We start from the raw sequence: 17,437 nt of genomic DNA on the forward strand, positions 1-17,437 counted from the left end.
GCGCAGGCAATCTGCAGCGCGGCATTGTCATGAAAATTCAAGTTCGCAATCCCGTCAAAGCGCCGTTCCATGCCGTTTACGTGAAACCGGCACGGTTTTGTTCGGCCTCCACACCCTATCTGGTGGCTCAGAAGTAGCGGCGACGGGTGCGGTTTTCCGTGAGTTCGCGGACCGCTTCGCGGAATTCACGCAGGCTGGCGCGAATCTCTTCGACCGATGACTGTTCGCCCCCCTCCTCGACCGACCTGGCATGGGGAGCGGCTGGATCGGCCGGTGGCTGCGTCGGGACGGGCGGCGGCGGGTACGGCATCGGCGCCGCATAGGGTTCCGCCAGCGCTTGCGTATAGGGATGACCCGCCTGTGACCGGGGCTGCGCCGGGGGATAGCCCATCGGCTGCGCATAGGGAGAGGACGGCAAGGGCGGAGCCGGATACATTGCCTGTTGCGGCATCAGCGGCGAGCGCGAGGGCGACGCCATTTGCCGCCCATATCCTGCCTCGGCGCCTGGCTGGAAAGGTGACTGCGAATAATCCCGGCCGGCCGTCGCACGAGGGCCGAAACCGGGCTCCGGATAGCCAGGGAATATCGGAGCGTTGGCCGGCCGTCCGTTGTCGGCAAAGGCGGGTAAGGCGAACTCGCTGGAGATGTCGCCGTCGGCTTCGGCCGAGGGTTTGCGGGACATGGCCTTGCGCAGTCTCGACATGAGTGCGCCGATCCTCCCGGAGCCTTCGGCGGAAGCGGCCTCGGTCCTCGTGGCCGGCGGCGGTGGCGCGGGAGGCGGCGCTACAGGCGCTGTCGGCATTGGCGGAGCGGGTGGAGGCTCCGTCCGGAATGCCTGCGCCTCTAGAGGCGCCCTCTGTTCATCCAACTTGCGTTCGTCCAGCTTGCGCTCGCGGCGTGAGCGCGAGCTTGCCGTCTCGCGCAGGCTGTCATAGGTCCCGCGCAAGGCGCCGAGACCAACACCCGCGCCAAAGCCAAGCAGCAGCCCGGCCAGTGCCGCCAAGGCCCGCGAGGGTCCATTTGGCTCAAGTGGGGCTTGAGCGGAGGTGATCACGTTGATGTTGGTCGTGTTGATGCCCGTCTGTTCACCGGTCTCCTTGGCGCGCAGAAGATATTGCTCGTAGACGGAACGCTTGGCGGTGGCCTCACGCTCCAGTTCGCGCAGGGCAACCAGGTCGCTGTTGACGTCGCCGCTTTGGACCTTGGCCTGAGCCAGCCGAGACGCGAGGTCCTGTTCGAGCTGGACCGCGCGCTTCAGGTCGACCTGTAGCGAAGAGGCGATGCGGCGCAGTTCATTGGCAATGCGCTCGCGCGCGCCGGCAATCTGGGCATCGAGAGCCTGGAGTTCGGGATGGCGCGGCCCCAGCCGAACCGCGGCACGATCGGCCTCCTGCTTCAGCGTCGCATATTGCGAGCGCAGATCGCTCATGGTGTTGGAGTTGATTTCTTCCGGCAACGTGCCGGTCAGAACGGAATTGACGTCCAGCGAACGCGCCGACGCCGCCCGGGCATTGAGTTCCAGCGTGCGGGCGCGGGCGACGGAGAGCTGCTCGTTGAGCTTCAGCATCTGATCGTCGCTGATCAGATGGCCTTGCGCGTCGACGAGACCATGCGTGGCCCTGAAATCCTCGACCTTGCGCTCGGCCGCCTCGACCCCCTTGCGCAGATCATCTAGCTTGGACGTCAATTCGTTCGTCGCGCGTCCGGCCATGTCGGACTGGTATTTGGCGGCCTCCTGCTGAAAGACGGTCCTCGTCGTATTGGCGATGAGCGCCGACTTCTCGCCGTTCTGGGTTACAGCGCTGACGGAGATGACAAAAGTCTTGCCGGTGCGTTCGACCGACAGGCTCTTGGCCAGATTGCCAACGGCCAGCGCCTGGCGGCGAACCTCATCGACACCGCCCGGCCCATCGTGGCGTGACACAATCGAGCGGATAAGCGACATGACGCCAAGGCCGCCGGAACCCTGGCCGTTGAACTCCGGATCGTTGACTAGATTGAGATTCTTGACGACCTGATCGAGAACGGTGCCCGAGGTGAGCATCTTGATCCGGGTTTCGACGACGGCCAACGCGGCGTCGGGCTGGCCCACCGGTTGCGTGAGATCGCGATCGGAGAGCTTCAGGTCGCCCGGCTCGATGATCAGTTCGGTCGTGGCTTCGTATTTCTTCGGCATCGACAAGGCGATGGCAATGCCGAGCCCGGCGCCCAGTATCGTGGTCGCGACGATCAGCAGCTTCGACCTGGCGACGCCGCGAACAACCAGTATCGGATCGATCAATGGCTTCCATTGCTGACCGTCCGCACCGCCATCGGAGGAGGTATCGGCTCCGTCCGTGGCGCGGGATCCGATTGCATCACGAGCGCGACCCGTCCCTGAAGGTTCTTCCGGCGCCGGCCTTGCGCGCGGCATGTCGGGAGGAAGATCGCCGGCGCCGGTCTCCGCCCGGGAGCGCCAGGCGTCGTCGGCTTCAAACGGCTGCTCCCCGTCAAGAGGGAACGGCGCGGCGTCACCGACGGCAAGCGGCGACGGGCTCGCCTTGGTCTCGCGCCGGGAACGGGCCAGGCGATGGCGCGTGGCGGCATCCTCGCGCCATGAAGGATTCGCGCGATCTCCTATCGACACCAGCGAAGCGTCGTCCTCGCCACGCACGGCGTCGCCAAGCGCCAGCAAGGAGCGCTCGCGCTTCCAGTCCTCACGGTTTTCCCTGTCGACCATTATCGTGGAGCTTTACTCTTGGCCGCTTGGGAGCGGCGGTCGGCCATTCGTTAAGCCACGCTAAACAGGCATAGGAAACAAAAGGTTAATTTCCGGAAGACGGTGGCAGGAATTCACGTCCTGATTGCAAGAACTTCTAACACAACCTAAAGCTTCAGAACGGCGCGTTAAACTTTCCGGCCTATGCATTTCCTTGACCTATGACTGAGGCGAGCGACATACCGCAAAGGCGGACCTTCGCGCGGATCGGCACCTTCATGGCCGAACGACGCGGGCTGGTGCGCGACTATTTCTCGGCGATCAGCGGTGCCGGCGGGCGACTGGTGTTTTCACTCGCTTATTTCATCGCACTCGCCAATACGCTCTCGATCGCCGAATTCGGCATGTTCGCCACTGCCTCGGCGGCCGGCGTCATGCTGTCGCGAATCCTCGCCTTCGGGTTCATTTCGGCGCTCTATCGCACCGCTACCATCCGGCCCAATCTGATCGGCACCTTCACCGCCGGCTTCCTGGTGCTCGGCGCCGCCTCGCTGCCGCTTTTGGCCGCCGCCTCGTTCGGCGTCTACCTGACCTTCTTCGCCGGCACCGTGCCGCTGTCGGTGTTCACGGCGATCGTCTTCGCCGAGGCGCTGCTGTGGCGACCGGTGGAAGTGGCGCTGATCGTCAACAACGGGCTGGGCAAATTCGGCCGCGCCGCCATACTGGCGATCCTGGCCACGGCACTGCGGGCGCTTGGTGCGGTGTTATTCATGGTCTCGGCACAGCACGGCATCTGGGTGTGGTCGTGGTTCTACATCGGCGCCAACGCCGCCTCGCTGCTGCTCGCGTTTGGGTGGTTTTATCCGCGCCAGAGGCTGCGGCTGCGCGTCGAGCTCTATCTGCGGCGGCTCGCCGATTCCATCTATGTGGCCGGCGCGGAGGTGCTGTTCTACCTGCAGATGGAGTTCGACAAGCTGCTGGTGCTGGCGATCGGCGGACCACATCTGGCCGGCATCTATGCCATCATCATGCGCCTGGTCGACCTGACGGCCATTCCCATCCGCACCTTCTCGATGATGCTCGTGCAGCGCATGATGCGCGCGCCCGAACTCCTCTCACGGCTGGCGGTCAAGAGCGGCATCGAGGGCGGTGTGTTCGCGGTCTCGACGCTGGCGCTGGCGGCGCTCGGCATCGTGCTGCATTTCTTCCCCAACGCGCTCGGCAGGAATGTCTCCGAGGCCGCGCCCCTGGTGGCGCTGGCGATCTGCGTGCCGGGACTGCGCAATCTGGTCGAATACCAGGCCGAGCTTCTGTTCGCGCGCGGCCAGACGCTGGTGCGGGCGCTCAATCTGGGCCTGCTCGCCGCCCTCAAGGCGCTGCTGCTGACCTATGTGCTGACCACCATTACCGAGACATCTGATCTGGTGCTGTCGCTCAACATCGTCTTCCTGCTGCTCTATCTCGCGTCGATGCTGCTGACCTATTCGGCGCTGCGCCGACCGGCGAAGGCAATCTAGGACAAGTCAGCGATCAAGCCCGATCAGGCGGCGGATGCGGCCGATATCCGTGCCGATAAAGGACTGCATGCCGATCGCCACCTGCTCCGGCGCCATGCTGGCGACGAAGCGGCGGAACTCATCGTCCGACAACGCCTCGCCCGTCCAGTGGACACGGCAGAATTCCTCCGAACCGTGGAAATGGCCGGCGCCGTCCAGCAGATCATCGACATAGCGGCCGTAGATCATACATTCGGAGAATTTGCGCGCCGAGCCGATGACCTCGACCCAGTCGCGACCATGGACCTTTTCGATCCGGCCGCACATGGCCAGCACCGTGTCACGGCGCCAGGCGATCAACGTCGAGATATAATCATGGACCGACGCCTGGGACCGGTCGATGCCGAGTGCGGCGCCGGCATTGCGCGACCACACGCGATGCTCGTCATGGCCGTCATCGGCGAGCACGCCATCGCGGCGGAACAGGCGCGCGCTGCCATCGCGCCAGAAGACACCGCAATCGAACGCCTTCAGGAAAGCGACGTCGGAATCGCAGAAGATCAGCACGTCTTCCCTGGCGTGCGCCGATATGGCGATACGGCGCAGTTGCTGCACGTGCCAGCCGCGCAGCGGCTGGGTCTTCATGCTGAGCCAGACGCGCCGGCGAAACAGGCTGAACGGATCGTCGAAGGCGCGCAGCCAGCGCGGCAGGAGATCCCGCTCATCGACGATCGAGCGGCGGCTGGTCGCCAACTGACGGAAAAGCGCGAGGTCGCGATGTTCGACCAGAATGTAGTGGTGCGCAGCACCCGAGACATGGCGGTCAAGCGTTTCGCACAGCAGGCGGCAGCGCTCGAAATCCGGGGCGTAGCTTGCCGTCACCACCGCCGCCGTTGGCGTCTTCGGCAACAGGCCTGGACCGGGCGACGGGTCTGGGACGAACCGCTTGTTCAACGAAACTCTCCAGGAGCATCTCCGACGGTCTCGGCGCCCCGCGACCATTTCTGCTTGACGACCCGCCACAGGAACAGCGGATTGCCGACCACATAGCGGCGCCAGAGCCGGCCGGGCTCGACCGCCAGCCGGAACAGCCATTCCAGCCTCAGGCGGCGCATCCATGGCGGCGCGCGCGGCACCGAGCCGCTCAGGAAATCGAGCAGCGCGCCAACCGCGACCGGCAGCGTGCAGTGGCGTTCGTCGATGTGGCGTTCAATCCACAGTTCCTGGCGCGGCACGCCCATCGCGACGAGCAGCATGTCAGGCCGCAATTTTGCGATCCGACCGATGATCTCCGGCTCCTGCGCGGCGGAGAAATAGCCATCGTGAACGACCACGAAGCTGTGCTGCACGGCAAGCGCCGCCAGCTTCAGCGACGCCGCCTCGGCGTTGACACGCGTCGCACCGAGCAGCCCCACGGTCAGCGGCCGCTTGGAAGCCTGCAGGAATGCGGGCACGAAATCGGTGCCGTTGAGATTGTCGGGAAATGCCGCCCCGTAGAGAAGCTTCGCGGCGAGATCGACGCCGATGCCATCCGGCAGGATGAGGAAATCGTCGAGCGCCTCGGCGAAGACCGGGTCGGTATAGGCGATGTTGGCATTGTGAGCGTTGAGGAAGCTGACCTTGGTGAAGCGCTTCTCGGCAAGCAGGCGATTGAGCAGGGCGATCGCATCGTTCCAGCGGATGGCGAGCACCGGGATGCCGAGGATCATTTTCAGACTGTCGAGCCCGAACGCGGCGCGGGTGGCGTGCATGTTCATGCAAGCACCTCCCGCCGGACGGCGCCGATTTTTTCGAGACCGACACGAACCGCGGCGTCGAGCGCCTTGACCTGCCGGCGATGGAAGGTGGTGCCATCGACATCGTCGATATCGGCCGCGGCAGCCTCCAGGGCCTGGGCGAAGCCGGCCGGATCGTCGGTGACCACGCAATTGGCGGGGCGGTGGTCGATGCCGCGCAGCGAACGGCTGGTGGCGACCGAGGGCAGGCCAAGCTCGAAGGTCTCAATGGTCTTCAACTGTACGCCGCTGCCCGCCGTGCTGATCAGCGGGATGACGGCCGCGCCACAGACGAAAGCCCGGGCATCCGGAACGCGGCCGACGAATTGGACGCCCGGATGCGTCGAGGTGACGCCGGCAGGCATGTGGCCCGCGATGCGGATGCGGAAACCAGGCCGCAGGTGCGGCACCACCTTGCCCAGGAACCAGTCGAGGCCGATGCGGTTTGGCTGCCAGGTCCAGGTGCCGATCAGCGCCGCGTCGCAGTCGATCGGGCGCCGCCCTTTCCGGACCGGCGCCGTGTCGCCGGTTACCAGCGGCAGCACCGCCGAACGCTCATCCGAGGCGACACCGAGCGCCACGCGATCCTCCTCGGCCAGCGTGAAGACGAAGCGCGCGCGGCGGCAGAGACGCTCTTCGACGAGCTTGAGCAGCCTTGCCTCGCGCCGGAACAGCAGACGCTGGAAAATGCCGCCGGCGGCAGCGGCATTCTCGCGGGCCGAGAGATGCTCGACATTGTGGGCGACGAAGATCGAAGGCCGGCCTTCGAAGAGCTTTTCGAAAGCACCGGCGAACTGCACGGAATTCAGCACATAACCATCGAATGGACCGGCGCGTTCGATCGCGGCCTGAACGTCGTGGTCGGACACCGCACGCAACTTGACCGACGCGAAGGTGAGGCCCGAAAATATTGCCTTGCCGACCCAGGAGAGTTTTTGCAGCGGCGAAGCACTTTCGGTGCGCACGTCGATCGCACCAAGCACCACCGTGTTTTCGGGATCTATCGCGGCTTTCCCGGGCCAGGTGAAGCCGATGACCGTCACGCGCGCGCCGGCGCGCCGCAAGGCGGCGATGATCGCGGCGTTGGCGATCTCGTAGCCCGAGGCGAGAGCACCGTCGGGCACGATCGATGTGGCGAACAGCAGATGCATCTCACTATCCTGTGGTGTAGCCGGTAGCAAAGCGCGGTGAACCCTTGATTAAACGAGCACGGTCAACGCCCCAAAGCCCATGCCTGGCGGGCCTCTCCGTGCAAGGTGATTAACGAAACCTTATCATCGTGGTGCTACCAGAACGCGACTCAAGACGCGGCTGGATACGGATGATCCCTTTGCCATCGGACGGTTCGGTATCGATCGCGGGACGGTCTCCCCGGCTCGACGCGGAGGCCGTCGAAGCGATCGTCACCTTGCCGACTTTCAAGCGGCCCGAACAGCTGCTGGAGACGCTGGCGTCGCTGCGCCAGCAGCAAACCGGCAGGCGCTTTGCGGTCATCGTTATGGAGAACGAGGCCGAGGCGCGTGACGGTGCCAAGGCCGCGCTGCCGCTGTTCGAGCGCGGCGAGATACCGGGCATGGTCATCATCGCGCATGAACGCGGCAATTGCAGCGCCTATAATGCCGGCTGGCAGACGGCGATCCTGCATTTCCCGAACTTCAGGCATCTGCTGGTCATCGACGATGACGAGATTGCCGATCCGCAATGGCTGGAGCGGATGTGCCGCGCGGCCGAAACGCTCGGGGCCGATATCGTTGGCGGGCCGCAGGTGCCCGTCTTTGCCGATCCTGCCCACGCGACATGGGCCGAGCATCCTGTCTTCGCGCCTCCCTACCGGGAGACGGGACGGGTGCCCGCACTCTATTCGTCCGGCAATCTTCTGGTCGGGCGTAACGTGCTGACAGCGATGGGGCCGCCTTTCCTCGATCTCAGATTCAATTTCATGGGCGGCGGCGACTCCGACTTTCTCAGCCGGTCGGCGCAAAGGGGCTTCGTGCTGGGCTGGTGCGCCGAGGCCAAGGTGCGGGAGACCGTTCCGGCCCGGCGCGTCCAGACCGACTGGATCCGTGCCCGCAGCCTGCGCAACGGTGTCATCTCGACGCTGGTGGAAAAGAAGAAGCGCGCCGGCACGCCCTTCGCAGGTGCCAAAGTGTTCGCCAAGAGCCTGGCGCTCCTTGCCGTCTCGCCGCTTCGCGGCATGATGCGGCTGGCGCGCACCGGATCGCCGGCGATCGCCATCTACCCCGTCCATGTGGCGCTCGGCCGCGTGCTGGCCGAATTCGGATATGCCAATGAGCAATACCGCCAGCCTGAGAAAAACTGAGCGCGCGCCGCTCGGCGCCGCGTTCACGCGCGAGGGCGTGGCGACCGCGATCGCGGCGCTGCTGTTCACCGTCATCATGGTGTCCTTCCGCCCGTTCCAGCCGGCCGGCGCCGAACTCACCGGCGAAGGCGGCGACATCGTCAATCAGCTCGGCTTCGGCTCACTCGGCGCGGTTTCGGTCTTTGCCTTGATGGCCTTCGCCGACCCGCGCGTCGTGCGCTCGCTGCTCAGCCCATCCTGGATTCTGATGCTGGGTTTCTTCTTCCTGTCGGTGGTGCTGGCAACCGATCCGCCCTCGGCCATGCGCGCGGCGTCCTTCACCATGATCGGCATCCTGACGATGGCGACGATCCTGGCGCTGCCGCGTGACGCCGAGTCCTTCTCGAGAGTCATCATCTTCACCGCCGTCGCGGTGATGGGCCTATCCTATCTCGGCCTCATCGTCTTTCCACACGAGGCGATGCACACGGCCGACTCGCAAGAGCCCGAACATGCCGGCCTGTGGCGCGGCGTCTTCACCCACAAGAACATCGCCGGACCGATCATGGCCTGCTTCAGTTTCGCCGGCCTTTATCTCTATCGGCGCGGTCAGCGCTGGTGGGGCGCTGGCATCTTCTGCGCGGCGATGATCTTCATGCTGCACACCGGCTCCAAGACCACCGCCGGGCTGGTGCCGTTCTCGATCCTGATCGTGATGTTTCCGAGCCTGATAGGCATAAGGCTCGGCACGCCGATCCTGTTTGCGCTGGCGATAATCGCCACGGCGGTCGGCACGCTGGGCATCGTCTTCCTGCCGCCGATCAAACATCTGGCGGCGATCTATTTTCCCGACATGACCTACACCGGCCGCACCACATTGTGGGAGTTCGCCGGCTCGATGCTGGCGAAGAAGCCGTGGACCGGCTACGGCTATGAGAGCTTCTGGGGCACGCCGCTGCTGTTCAACCAGGACCAGCCCTTCGATCGCCCCTGGGACATCAGGACCATCGTGCACGGCCATGACGGCTATCTCGACATTGCCGTGCTGATGGGCATCCCTGCCCTTTGCGTGGCGGTCTACACTTTCCTCATCGCACCGCTGCGCGACTACATGCGCATTCCGCAGCGCAAGGAAAACATCTTTCTCGGCGACTTCTTCATGATGGTGGTACTGTTCACCGCGCTCAACGCCTTCCTCGAGAGCTTCTTCTTTCATCGCGGCGATCCGGTCTGGCTGTTCTTCGTGCTCGGCGTGCTGGGTCTCAGGCAAGTGTCGCTGCGGCCGATCGCGGTGCGCACGCCCGTCCAGCGGTCCTGAGAGGGCTTCCCCACCGATCCGCGAGCGTCTATGTCATGGCCTTTCCTCGGAGGGCTCTCGATGACGATCAGGCTTGTTCTCGCCGGCTGCGGCAATATGGGTTACGCCATGCTCTCGGGCTGGCTGAAGTCCGGCAAGCTCGTACCCTCGGCGGTTTTCGTGGTCGAGCCCAACGCGGACCTGCGCAATCGCGCCGCCGCACTCGGCTGCGGCACCGCGGCGGAAGCCGAAGCCATTCCGACGGATGCCGTGCCTGAACTCGTCGTCATCGCGGTGAAGCCGCAGGTGATCCGTGACGTCACCGCCGCCTACAAGCGCTTCGGCGACGGCCGCACCACTTTCGTCAGCATTGCCGCCGGAACGCCTTCGGCCACCTTCGAGCAAATCCTCGGCAACCGCGCGCCGATCGTGCGCTGCATGCCCAACACGCCGGCTGCCATCGGCAAGGGCATGATGGTGGTGTTTTCCAATCCCCTGGTTTCCGACGACGCCAGGCGTTTCGTCGCCGACCTGCTTTCGGCCAGCGGCAAAGTGGCCACCATCGATGACGAGAGCCTGATGGATGCGGTGACCGCCGTGTCCGGATCGGGTCCGGCCTACATCTTCCATTTCATAGAAGCGCTGACCGTGGCCGCCGAGAAGGCCGGCTTGCCGGCGGCGACCGCCAGGCTGCTTGCCATGCAGACCGTCTACGGCGCCGCGTCGCTTGCAGCGGAAAGCAGTGAGGACCCGGGTGTGCTGCGCCAGCAGGTGACCAGCCCCAACGGCACGACGGCGGCCGCGCTTGGCGTGCTGATGGGCGAGGACCGGCTGACCAAGTTGCTCACCGACGCGGTGGAAGCGGCGCGGCTAAGGTCGATCGAACTGGGGAAATAAGCGGGGACAGCTCGGTGTGTCAGGAATATCCCCACATGTCGCTGATCTCGTCCTTATCCATAGTTCGGCCACCCGCTCCTGCCTTGGCTCTAAGATCGTGAGCTATGATGGCAAGCCTTTTGGCGAGCGAGAGTTGCTTTCGCTGCAGTTCGGATTCAAGCGCTTTGAAGACCGCCTTGGCCATCGACGTATTGCGCAAGTCTGCAAGCCGTTTCGCCAATTCGCGTGCGCGCGGATTTCTGACGTAGAGTTTCATCTGGGTCCTCGACGCTATGATTTTGACAGAATAGAAGCCTGAGCGGTAGTTCCTAACGTCGTCATCCTAGGGCGAAGCAGGAGCGAAGCTCCGTCGCGGAGACCCTAGGATCCATGCCGGGAGCTCAATGGAAGGGCGCAGCGGAGCAAAATTCTGCCACCGCTGCAACGCCTCTAAATCACGGCATGGATCCTGGGGTCTGCGCCGCGTCGCTACGCTCCTTGCTTCGCCCCAGGATGACGAAGTTGCGGTTACCGCTTTCCCGGCAATGCGAGGCTAGCTTCCGTACAGCATTTCATCCTGCAGACGGCGCAGCGCAAACAGCCTGGTCGTCTGGTCGGGCGCGGCATTGTCGGCCGTCAGCAGATCACCTTTCCTGACTGGTTTCAGCACCTTGCCGCCCTCGAGCACGCCGACCGGGACGGCGCGCTGAGCGCGGGCTTCGCGAACGGTCATCGTCCAGGAGCGATAGCAAGTTTCGCCGATCGCATCGAAGGTCTCGCCGACGGCGAGATCGCGCTTGGCAACGGCGCAGACCTCGGCAACCGGCCGCGGCAGCGGCACCATGTCCGGTTTGCCGAACAGCACGATGCGGGCGGCGGTGAGCGGCACTTCGAGCGACGTCAAATGGTAAGGCCGGAACAGGCTGTAATAAGGGCCGTGGCCGATATGCAGGTCGTCCATGCGTTCGATGATGCGCGGATGCGTCGCCTCGACGATGACGAAGACGCCGGGCGCCACACCCTTGCCGATGGTGTAGTCGACGACGCCCTTCTTCAGCAGGAGGCCACCGTCCTCGCGCGGGATCAGCACCTTGACGAGGTCGTCGCGGTCGGCCTTGGGACCATGCATGCCGGGCACGTCGGGCACCAGCCCGGTGGCGTTGGCGATGGCGCACATCTCGACCATGGTCTTGGAGCCGTCGACGAACTCGACCAGCATGCGCGGGTTCATGTTGCGGCGGATCGCTTCGTCGCGATAGTCGTCGGGCACCGCATCATGGTTGAGCGGGTTGTTCTTGCCCTTGCCGGCCGAGACGATGGTCAGGCCGAGGGCCGACGCAAATTCGATCAACTCCATGCAGCTCGACGGCTCGTCGCCGGCGCCGACCGAATAGACGACGCCAAGCCGGTCGGCCTGCTGTTTGAGATAGCAGCCGATGGTGACGTCGGCTTCGACATTCATCATCACCAGATGCTTGCCATGCTCCATCGCCATCAGGTCGAAATCGGCGGCAACGCCGGGCTTTCCCGTGGCGTCGATAACGACGTCGATCAGTGGATTGGTGACCAGCATCTCGTTCGAGGTGATGGCTATTTTTCCCGACTCGATCGCCGCAGTGACTTTCGATGCGGTGTCGGCTTCAACCGCCATCGCCTCGTCGCCATAGGCGATGCGGATGGCATCGCGCGCGGTGTGCGGGCGCCGGGTCGAGACGGCGCAGACCGCAATGCCCGGCATCAGCATGCCTTGCGTGACCAGGTCCGTGCCCATTTCGCCGGAGCCGATGACGCCGATGCGCACGGGGCGGCCCTCGGCGGCGCGTCTGGCGAGATCGCTGGCAAGTCCCGTCAAGGCGACATTGGTCATGCAGGGATGTCCACAGCTTCTTGATTCGAGGCCGGATTAGCAGGGACGGGTCCGCTGTGCCAATGAAACCGCTCGCGGCCGGCGATTTCCAATGGAATCGCCGGGAAACGGCGCATTCGCCGCGAATTATTGGCCCAAAGGGTTGCCAATTGACATTGTCGTGAACAGCCACAATAAAACATTCGTTTGCTAACAAAGGCAAATGTTCACTCCGAAACACCGCTCGGACGAGCATTTCGCCTCTCGTTAGATTTGGGGAGGCCTTTGCGCCAAGGCGGCAAAGGCGTGGACGAGACAACGGAGCATCCTCGGGCAGAGCCCGTGGCTCCAGGGGAGGAAGAATGGATACTCTACTCGCTGGCCTCAAGGGGGCCATCGACACGCTCGGCGCGACAATCCTGCTGCCGATCGTCATTTTCATCATCGCCGTGGTTTTGGGCGCCAAGGTCAGCAAGGCCTTTCGCGCCGCCGTCACCATCGGCGTCGCCTTCATCGGTATCAACCTCGTGCTTGGCCTGATGTTCACGTCGATCGGCGACGTGGCCAAGGCCATCGTCACCAACACCGGCATCCATCGCGACATTATCGATGTCGGCTGGCCCTCGGCGGCCGCGATCGCCTTCGGCTCATCGGTCGGGCTTTGGGTCATCCCGGTCGGCATCCTGGTCAACATCGTGCTGTTGCTGACGCGCATGACGCGCACGCTCAATGTCGACGTCTGGAATTTCTGGCACTTTGCCTTCGTCGGCTCGCTTGTCGTGGCCGCCACCGACAATCTGGCCTACGGCATTGCGATCGCGGCGCTCGTCGCGGCGCTTTCGCTGCTTTTCGCCGACTGGTCGGCGCGCGCGGTGCAGCAGTTCTACGGCGTTCCCGGCATTTCGGTGCCGCATCTCGCCTCGGCGCAGATCCTGCCGATCGCCATCATCCTGAACTGGATCATGGACCGTATTCCCGGCATCAACCGCATCAACATCAACACCGAAACCATCGAGCGACGCTTCGGCGTGTTCGGTGAACCGGTCGTGCTCGGCCTCATCATCGGCCTCGTGCTCGGCGCCATCGCATTCTACAATGCGGGCGATCTCAGTGTGGTCCTGGCCAAGGTGCTGGGCACCGGCATGACGCTGGCCGCGGTGATGCTGCTTCTGCCGCGCATGGTGAAGATCCTGATGGAAGGCCTGCTTCCGGTTTCCGACGCGGCGCAGGAATTCGTGCGCAAGCGCACCGGCGACCGCGAGCTTCTGGTCGGCCTCGATTCGGCGATCCTGATCGGCCATCCCGCGGCGATCTCGTCGTCGCTGATCCTGGTGCCGATCGCGATCATCCTGTCGGTGATCCTGCCCGGCAACCGCGTCATCCTGTTCGCCGACCTGGCGGTCATCCCGTTCATCGTCGCCATGACCGCGCCGCTGGTCAAAGGCAATGTGTTCCGCATGGTGGTGATCGGCACGGTGACCCTGGCGATCGGCTTCTATGTCGCCAACGCGCTGGCGCCGCTGTTCACCAGTGCGGCCGTCGCATCGGGCTTCAAGCTGCCGGCGGATGCGCTGCAGATCACCTCGGTGGTCGACGGCTTCCTGTGGGTGCCCTACGTGATCATCGAGGCGATCCAGGGGCTTGGCCTTATCGGCATCATCATCATCGCGGTGGTCATCGCAGCGCTGTTCGTGCTCTACCGGCGCAATACGCTCGGCTGGGAGCGGGCGGCAGGCGCCGAGGACGAGCCGGCCGAACACACCGCCTGAGCCTTGGCGGCTTCAATCTGAAACGATCGTGCGCCCTCCCCGGGCGCACGATTCATCGACGGAGCAAGACATGTCCGACGGCCTCATGCAGCTTCTGGATCCCGAGGCGATCGTGCTCGGATCCGATGCCTCGACCAATGAGGAGATCATCCGCATCCTCGCCGGGCGGCTCGAGGCGCTTGGCTATGTCAAAAGCTCCTATGCCGACGCGGTCGTGCGCCGCGAAATGACCATCCCGACAGGGCTGCCGCTGGAGCGCGCCGACAATGTCGCGGTGCCGCACACCGATCCCGAGCATGTGCTGAAGCCCGGCATCGCAATGGGCACGCTCAAGCAGCCGGTGACCTTCGCCAACATGGAAGATCCCGACGAGAAGTTGCCGGTCGGCTTCGTCTTCCTGCTTGCCATCAATGACAGGGATAAGCAGATTGAAGCGCTGCAATCCGTCATGGAGACCATCCAGAACCCGCAGGCATTGGACGGCTTGAGGTCGGCCAGCAACCTCGACGACGTGCGTGCCGTGCTCGGCTGATAACCAAGGAGGAGCAGCAAATGTCCAAACAGAAAACCATTCTCTTTGCCTGCGGCACCGGCATCGCCACCTCGACGGCGGTCAACGTCGCCGTGACCGAGGCGATGAAGAAGCGCGGGCTTACCTTCAACGCGCAGCAGGCCAAGGCGACCGAAGTCCCGGGGCTGGCCGACAGCGTCGACTTCATCGTCGCCACCACGCCGATCTCGGCTTCGGTGACCAAGCCGGTGATCAAGGGCCTCGCCTTCCTCACCGGCATCGGCAAGGACAAGGTGCTCGACGAGATCGAGGCGCAACTGCGCAAATAGGGCGCGGACAACGCGGCCTTCGATGGCCTGGCTTCAAACCACCCTGACGTAGCTCGTCATGCCTGATTTCTGGTGCTCGATGATGTGGCAGTGCAGCAGCCAGTCGCCGGGATTGTCGGCGACGAAACCAAGGCTCACCTTCTCATTGGGCTGGATGAGGTAGGTGTCGGAAATCAGCGGCTGAACCGGGCGCGTCGACGACGACAGCACCTTGAAGCTCATGCCGTGCAGATGCATCGGATGCGATTGCGGCGTCAGGTTCTCCATGTCGATGATGTAACTCTTGCCGAGCTTCAATTCGGCCAAAGGCGCGGTTGGATCGGATGTATCGCCCGGCCACGGCACTTTGTTGATCGCCCAGAAACTGTAGCCGAGCGAGCCGCATATGCCGTCGCTCGGGACGTTCTCCGCCGTGGCGCTGAGCGTCAGCGAAATATGCCGGGCAGCGGTGAGATCGACCTCGGCCACCGGATTGACCTCCAGCGGTGCGAGATCGCGGCTGTCGCGTTTGAGGGAGGTTCCAACCGCGCGCAGCGTCGCCAGGGATTTCGGCTTGGTGCCCCTGACGTCCCGCAAGGTCACGAGCGCGCCCTCGTCGTCGGGCATGCGGACTGCGAGTTCCAGACGCTGACCGGGTCCGATCAGCAGGGCATCGGGTGCAAAACGCCGCGGCACCGGGTTGCCGTCCAGCGCGATGACGTCAGCTTCGGCGCCGTCGACGCGAAAGGCGTAGATTCGGGTGACATCGGTGATTGCAACGCGCAGCCGCACCAACCCGCCGGCCGGCGCGTCATATTGCGGCTGGTCGAGCCAGTTGGCGGTGCGCACCGTGCCGTAGGTGCCGGTTCTCGCCGCATCGCGCGGCCGGAACTGGTCGATGAACTGGCCGTCGTCGCCAAGGCGCCAATCGCGCAGATTGAGGACAAATTCGGCGTCGAATTTCGGATCGTTCGGGTTTTCGACCACGATCACGCCAGTCAGGCCGCGCCCCATCTGCTCCAGCGTATTGCAATGCGGGTGATACCAGAAGGTGCCGGCATCGGGCGGGGTAAAGGCGTAGTCGAAATGATCGCCGGTGTAGACATAGGGCTGCACCAGGAAGGGCACGCCATCCATCTTGTTCGGCAGGCGAATGCCGTGCCAGTGGATGGTCGTCGGATCGTCGATGGCGTTGATCAGGCGGGCGGCGAAGGGCTCGCCCTTCTTCATCCTCAGCACCGGCGGCATTCCAGCGTTGCCATAGGTCAGTACATCCCTGGTCGGGCCGACATCCATCAGCTTGGCCTGGATTTTTGCCGTCCGCAGCACCACCGGCTCGGGCGTGGCCGCGGCCGAGCCGCCAATCCTGCCGACCGCGGCAAGCCCGACACCGCTCGCGCCAGCGATGGCGGCGGTTTTCAAAAGCCTGCGGCGTGTGATTAGGTTCATTCAGCGCTCCAACTACGGGGGTAACCCGCATCCGGTGCCGCCTTGGATCACAGGCGAGCCCCCGGCGCAACGCCGACACATTGCACATTGGCGATTGCTTGCGCCATCACTTCGAAACCGAAGTCGGTTTCGTGCCCTCTGACACCAGGGCCGAGTCATTGCCTCCCCAGGATCCCGACGACTTATGCCTGATCGACGCTCGCCAGGAAACGGGCGAAGACAGGGTTGAAGCGGTCGGGCGAATCCCAGAACGGCGCATGGCCCGATTTGTCGAGCAAATGCGCCTTGCCTTCCCACAGGTTGGAAAACTTGACCGCCGCGACGAAATCGGTGTTGACGAAAGGCTCGTCGATGCCGTTCAGAACGGCGATCGGCGGTGTCTTGCCGGCGACGATCTCGCGCTGGTTGCGGCCGGTGCCGGCGGCGAATTTCTCGAACATCAGGCGTCGCGCCCGCCCGTCGGTGCGCGCGACCGTGTCGATGAGGAACGGCTCGAACGGTTCGCCGCAGGTGCTGCGCGCATAAGCCTCGACGTCGGCGGCGGTGAAGACCTCCTGTCCGGCAAGGTGCATATGCGGGCTCGGCTTGAAGCCGTTGCCGACTTCCTCGGGCGACACCGGCGGGGTGCCCGTTATCATCAGGCCGAGCAGGCCAGGATACCGGTCGATCATCTCCAGCCCGATATGGCCGCCGAGCGACCAGCCGAAGACGACGGCCTTGCCGACACCGAGCAGGCCGAGCACTTCGGCCATCGCGTCGGCGTAGCCCTCCATGCTGTAGGAGCGGTCCGGATCGATGGCATCGCCGGACGCGCCGTGCCCCGGCAGATCGGGAGCGATGAGGTGGTAGCGCTCGCCGAGCGGGCTCTCGAGCTGGTTGCGGAAGACCGCGCCGGAAGACGAATTGCCGTGGATCAGCAGCACGGCGGTGCCTTTGCCGTCGGTCTCGCGAACGGCGATCCTGCCCTGGCTGGTTTCAAGGGTGTTCTGCGAGATCGTCATCTTTGGCTCCGTCTGAAATTGCCCTGTTTCGAGGCAGTTGCACAACAAAGCGCCGCCACCTCCCTTAGCCCTGCCATAACATTTTCCCGGTCTCATGCCGTTGAAAAATCCT

General features: G+C 64.2%; 15 protein-coding genes. 7 read left to right on the forward strand and 8 right to left on the reverse strand.

Going from position 1 to position 17,437, the window contains the following annotated elements:
* Nucleotides 1-127 precede the first annotated feature (127 nt).
* Entirely contained in the window at nucleotides 128-2,719 is a 2,592-nt protein-coding gene (locus EN861_RS01160; protein WP_135861905.1) for a GumC family protein, read from the reverse strand.
* Nucleotides 2,720-2,919: 200 nt separating this feature from the next.
* Here EN861_RS01160 and EN861_RS01165 point away from each other — a divergent pair, with 200 nt between their 5' ends.
* Nucleotides 2,920-4,215 carry a lipopolysaccharide biosynthesis protein gene (locus tag EN861_RS01165; protein ID WP_127275896.1) on the forward strand — a complete coding sequence of 432 codons (1,296 nt, stop codon included), beginning with the start codon at nucleotides 2,920-2,922 and terminating at the stop codon, nucleotides 4,213-4,215.
* Between the two features lie 6 nt (nucleotides 4,216-4,221).
* Here the strand turns inward: EN861_RS01165 and EN861_RS01170 are convergent, their stop codons facing one another.
* From EN861_RS01170 to EN861_RS01180, 3 genes are read right to left on the reverse strand one after another with little or no spacing between them, the layout of a single operon-like run.
* Nucleotides 4,222-5,148 carry a DUF6492 family protein gene (locus tag EN861_RS01170; RefSeq protein ID WP_127275897.1) on the reverse strand — a complete coding sequence of 309 codons (927 nt, stop codon included), beginning with the start codon at nucleotides 5,146-5,148 and terminating at the stop codon, nucleotides 4,222-4,224.
* Nucleotides 5,145-5,951, reverse strand: coding sequence for a WecB/TagA/CpsF family glycosyltransferase (locus tag EN861_RS01175; RefSeq protein ID WP_127275898.1), 807 nt, complete (start codon nucleotides 5,949-5,951; stop codon nucleotides 5,145-5,147). Before EN861_RS01175 ends, EN861_RS01170 begins: the two co-directional genes overlap by 4 nt.
* The gene (locus tag EN861_RS01180; protein ID WP_135861907.1) at nucleotides 5,948-7,120 is read right to left on the reverse strand and encodes a glycosyltransferase family 4 protein; all 1,173 of its coding nucleotides are present in this window, start codon (nucleotides 7,118-7,120) and stop codon (nucleotides 5,948-5,950) included. Before EN861_RS01180 ends, EN861_RS01175 begins: the two co-directional genes overlap by 4 nt.
* A 170-nt stretch (nucleotides 7,121-7,290) precedes the next feature.
* On the opposite strand from EN861_RS01180, the gene EN861_RS01185 reads away from it, so the two are divergent.
* The 3 genes from EN861_RS01185 to proC are packed head-to-tail and all read left to right on the forward strand — an operon-like array spanning nucleotide 7,291 to nucleotide 10,462.
* Complete coding sequence (locus tag EN861_RS01185) at nucleotides 7,291-8,289, forward strand: glycosyltransferase (RefSeq protein ID WP_135861909.1); 999 nt, start codon at nucleotides 7,291-7,293, stop codon at nucleotides 8,287-8,289.
* The gene (locus EN861_RS01190) at nucleotides 8,258-9,586 is read left to right on the forward strand and encodes an O-antigen ligase (RefSeq protein WP_135861911.1); all 1,329 of its coding nucleotides are present in this window, start codon (nucleotides 8,258-8,260) and stop codon (nucleotides 9,584-9,586) included. The genes EN861_RS01185 and EN861_RS01190 overlap by 32 nt, the downstream gene beginning before the upstream one ends.
* Before the next feature lie 60 nt (nucleotides 9,587-9,646).
* Nucleotides 9,647-10,462 carry a pyrroline-5-carboxylate reductase gene (proC, locus tag EN861_RS01195; RefSeq protein WP_135861913.1) on the forward strand — a complete coding sequence of 272 codons (816 nt, stop codon included), beginning with the start codon at nucleotides 9,647-9,649 and terminating at the stop codon, nucleotides 10,460-10,462.
* Between the two features lie 19 nt (nucleotides 10,463-10,481).
* Here the strand turns inward: proC and EN861_RS01200 are convergent, their stop codons facing one another.
* Both EN861_RS01200 and EN861_RS01205 read right to left on the reverse strand, forming a co-directional pair.
* Nucleotides 10,482-10,718, reverse strand: a complete 237-nt coding sequence (locus EN861_RS01200; protein WP_135861915.1) for a type II toxin-antitoxin system VapB family antitoxin — start codon at nucleotides 10,716-10,718, stop codon at nucleotides 10,482-10,484.
* A gap of 276 nt (nucleotides 10,719-10,994) precedes the next feature.
* On the reverse strand, nucleotides 10,995-12,308 hold the full coding sequence (locus tag EN861_RS01205; protein WP_135861917.1) for an NAD(P)H-dependent oxidoreductase: 1,314 nt from the start codon (nucleotides 12,306-12,308) through the stop codon (nucleotides 10,995-10,997).
* A gap of 341 nt (nucleotides 12,309-12,649) precedes the next feature.
* Here EN861_RS01205 and EN861_RS01210 point away from each other — a divergent pair, with 341 nt between their 5' ends.
* The 3 genes from EN861_RS01210 to EN861_RS01220 all read left to right on the forward strand — a co-directional run bounded on the left by EN861_RS01210 (nucleotide 12,650) and on the right by EN861_RS01220 (nucleotide 14,896).
* A complete protein-coding gene (locus EN861_RS01210) occupies nucleotides 12,650-14,056 on the forward strand; it encodes a PTS transporter subunit IIC (RefSeq protein WP_127278916.1) in 1,407 nt (468 codons plus the stop codon).
* A gap of 70 nt (nucleotides 14,057-14,126) precedes the next feature.
* Entirely contained in the window at nucleotides 14,127-14,588 is a 462-nt protein-coding gene (locus tag EN861_RS01215) for a PTS sugar transporter subunit IIA (RefSeq protein ID WP_135861919.1), read from the forward strand.
* Between the two features lie 20 nt (nucleotides 14,589-14,608).
* Nucleotides 14,609-14,896: a PTS sugar transporter subunit IIB gene (locus EN861_RS01220; RefSeq protein ID WP_127278918.1), complete on the forward strand. Its 288-nt coding sequence runs from the start codon at nucleotides 14,609-14,611 to the stop codon at nucleotides 14,894-14,896.
* A 33-nt stretch (nucleotides 14,897-14,929) separates the two neighbouring features.
* Here the strand turns inward: EN861_RS01220 and EN861_RS01225 are convergent, their stop codons facing one another.
* Nucleotides 14,930-16,324 carry a multicopper oxidase family protein gene (locus EN861_RS01225; protein ID WP_135861921.1) on the reverse strand — a complete coding sequence of 465 codons (1,395 nt, stop codon included), beginning with the start codon at nucleotides 16,322-16,324 and terminating at the stop codon, nucleotides 14,930-14,932.
* Nucleotides 16,325-16,506: 182 nt separating this feature from the next.
* The gene (locus EN861_RS01230) at nucleotides 16,507-17,325 is read right to left on the reverse strand and encodes an alpha/beta hydrolase (protein ID WP_135861923.1); all 819 of its coding nucleotides are present in this window, start codon (nucleotides 17,323-17,325) and stop codon (nucleotides 16,507-16,509) included.
* Nucleotides 17,326-17,437: the final 112 nt, after the last annotated feature.

The sequence above is a fragment of the Mesorhizobium sp. M8A.F.Ca.ET.218.01.1.1 genome, assembly GCF_004791165.1.
GTDB lineage: Bacteria > Pseudomonadota > Alphaproteobacteria > Rhizobiales > Rhizobiaceae > Mesorhizobium.

Excerpts from the sequence above, each read along its gene's own strand:
- EN861_RS01160 (WP_135861905.1), bottom strand. The coding sequence starts at position 2,719 with ATGGTCGACAGGGAAAACCGTGAGGACTGGAAGCGCGAGCGCTCCTTG.
- EN861_RS01165 (WP_127275896.1), top strand. The coding sequence starts at position 2,920 with ATGACTGAGGCGAGCGACATACCGCAAAGGCGGACCTTCGCGCGGATC.
- EN861_RS01175 (WP_127275898.1), bottom strand. The coding sequence starts at position 5,951 with ATGAACATGCACGCCACCCGCGCCGCGTTCGGGCTCGACAGTCTGAAA.
- EN861_RS01180 (WP_135861907.1), bottom strand. The coding sequence starts at position 7,120 with ATGCATCTGCTGTTCGCCACATCGATCGTGCCCGACGGTGCTCTCGCC.
- EN861_RS01185 (WP_135861909.1), top strand. The coding sequence starts at position 7,291 with ATGATCCCTTTGCCATCGGACGGTTCGGTATCGATCGCGGGACGGTCT.
- EN861_RS01190 (WP_135861911.1), top strand. The coding sequence starts at position 8,258 with ATGAGCAATACCGCCAGCCTGAGAAAAACTGAGCGCGCGCCGCTCGGC.
- proC (WP_135861913.1), top strand. The coding sequence starts at position 9,647 with ATGACGATCAGGCTTGTTCTCGCCGGCTGCGGCAATATGGGTTACGCC.
- EN861_RS01200 (WP_135861915.1), bottom strand. The coding sequence starts at position 10,718 with ATGAAACTCTACGTCAGAAATCCGCGCGCACGCGAATTGGCGAAACGG.
- EN861_RS01205 (WP_135861917.1), bottom strand. The coding sequence starts at position 12,308 with ATGACCAATGTCGCCTTGACGGGACTTGCCAGCGATCTCGCCAGACGC.
- EN861_RS01210 (WP_127278916.1), top strand. The coding sequence starts at position 12,650 with ATGGATACTCTACTCGCTGGCCTCAAGGGGGCCATCGACACGCTCGGC.
- EN861_RS01215 (WP_135861919.1), top strand. The coding sequence starts at position 14,127 with ATGTCCGACGGCCTCATGCAGCTTCTGGATCCCGAGGCGATCGTGCTC.
- EN861_RS01220 (WP_127278918.1), top strand. The coding sequence starts at position 14,609 with ATGTCCAAACAGAAAACCATTCTCTTTGCCTGCGGCACCGGCATCGCC.
- EN861_RS01225 (WP_135861921.1), bottom strand. The coding sequence starts at position 16,324 with ATGAACCTAATCACACGCCGCAGGCTTTTGAAAACCGCCGCCATCGCT.
- EN861_RS01230 (WP_135861923.1), bottom strand. The coding sequence starts at position 17,325 with ATGACGATCTCGCAGAACACCCTTGAAACCAGCCAGGGCAGGATCGCC.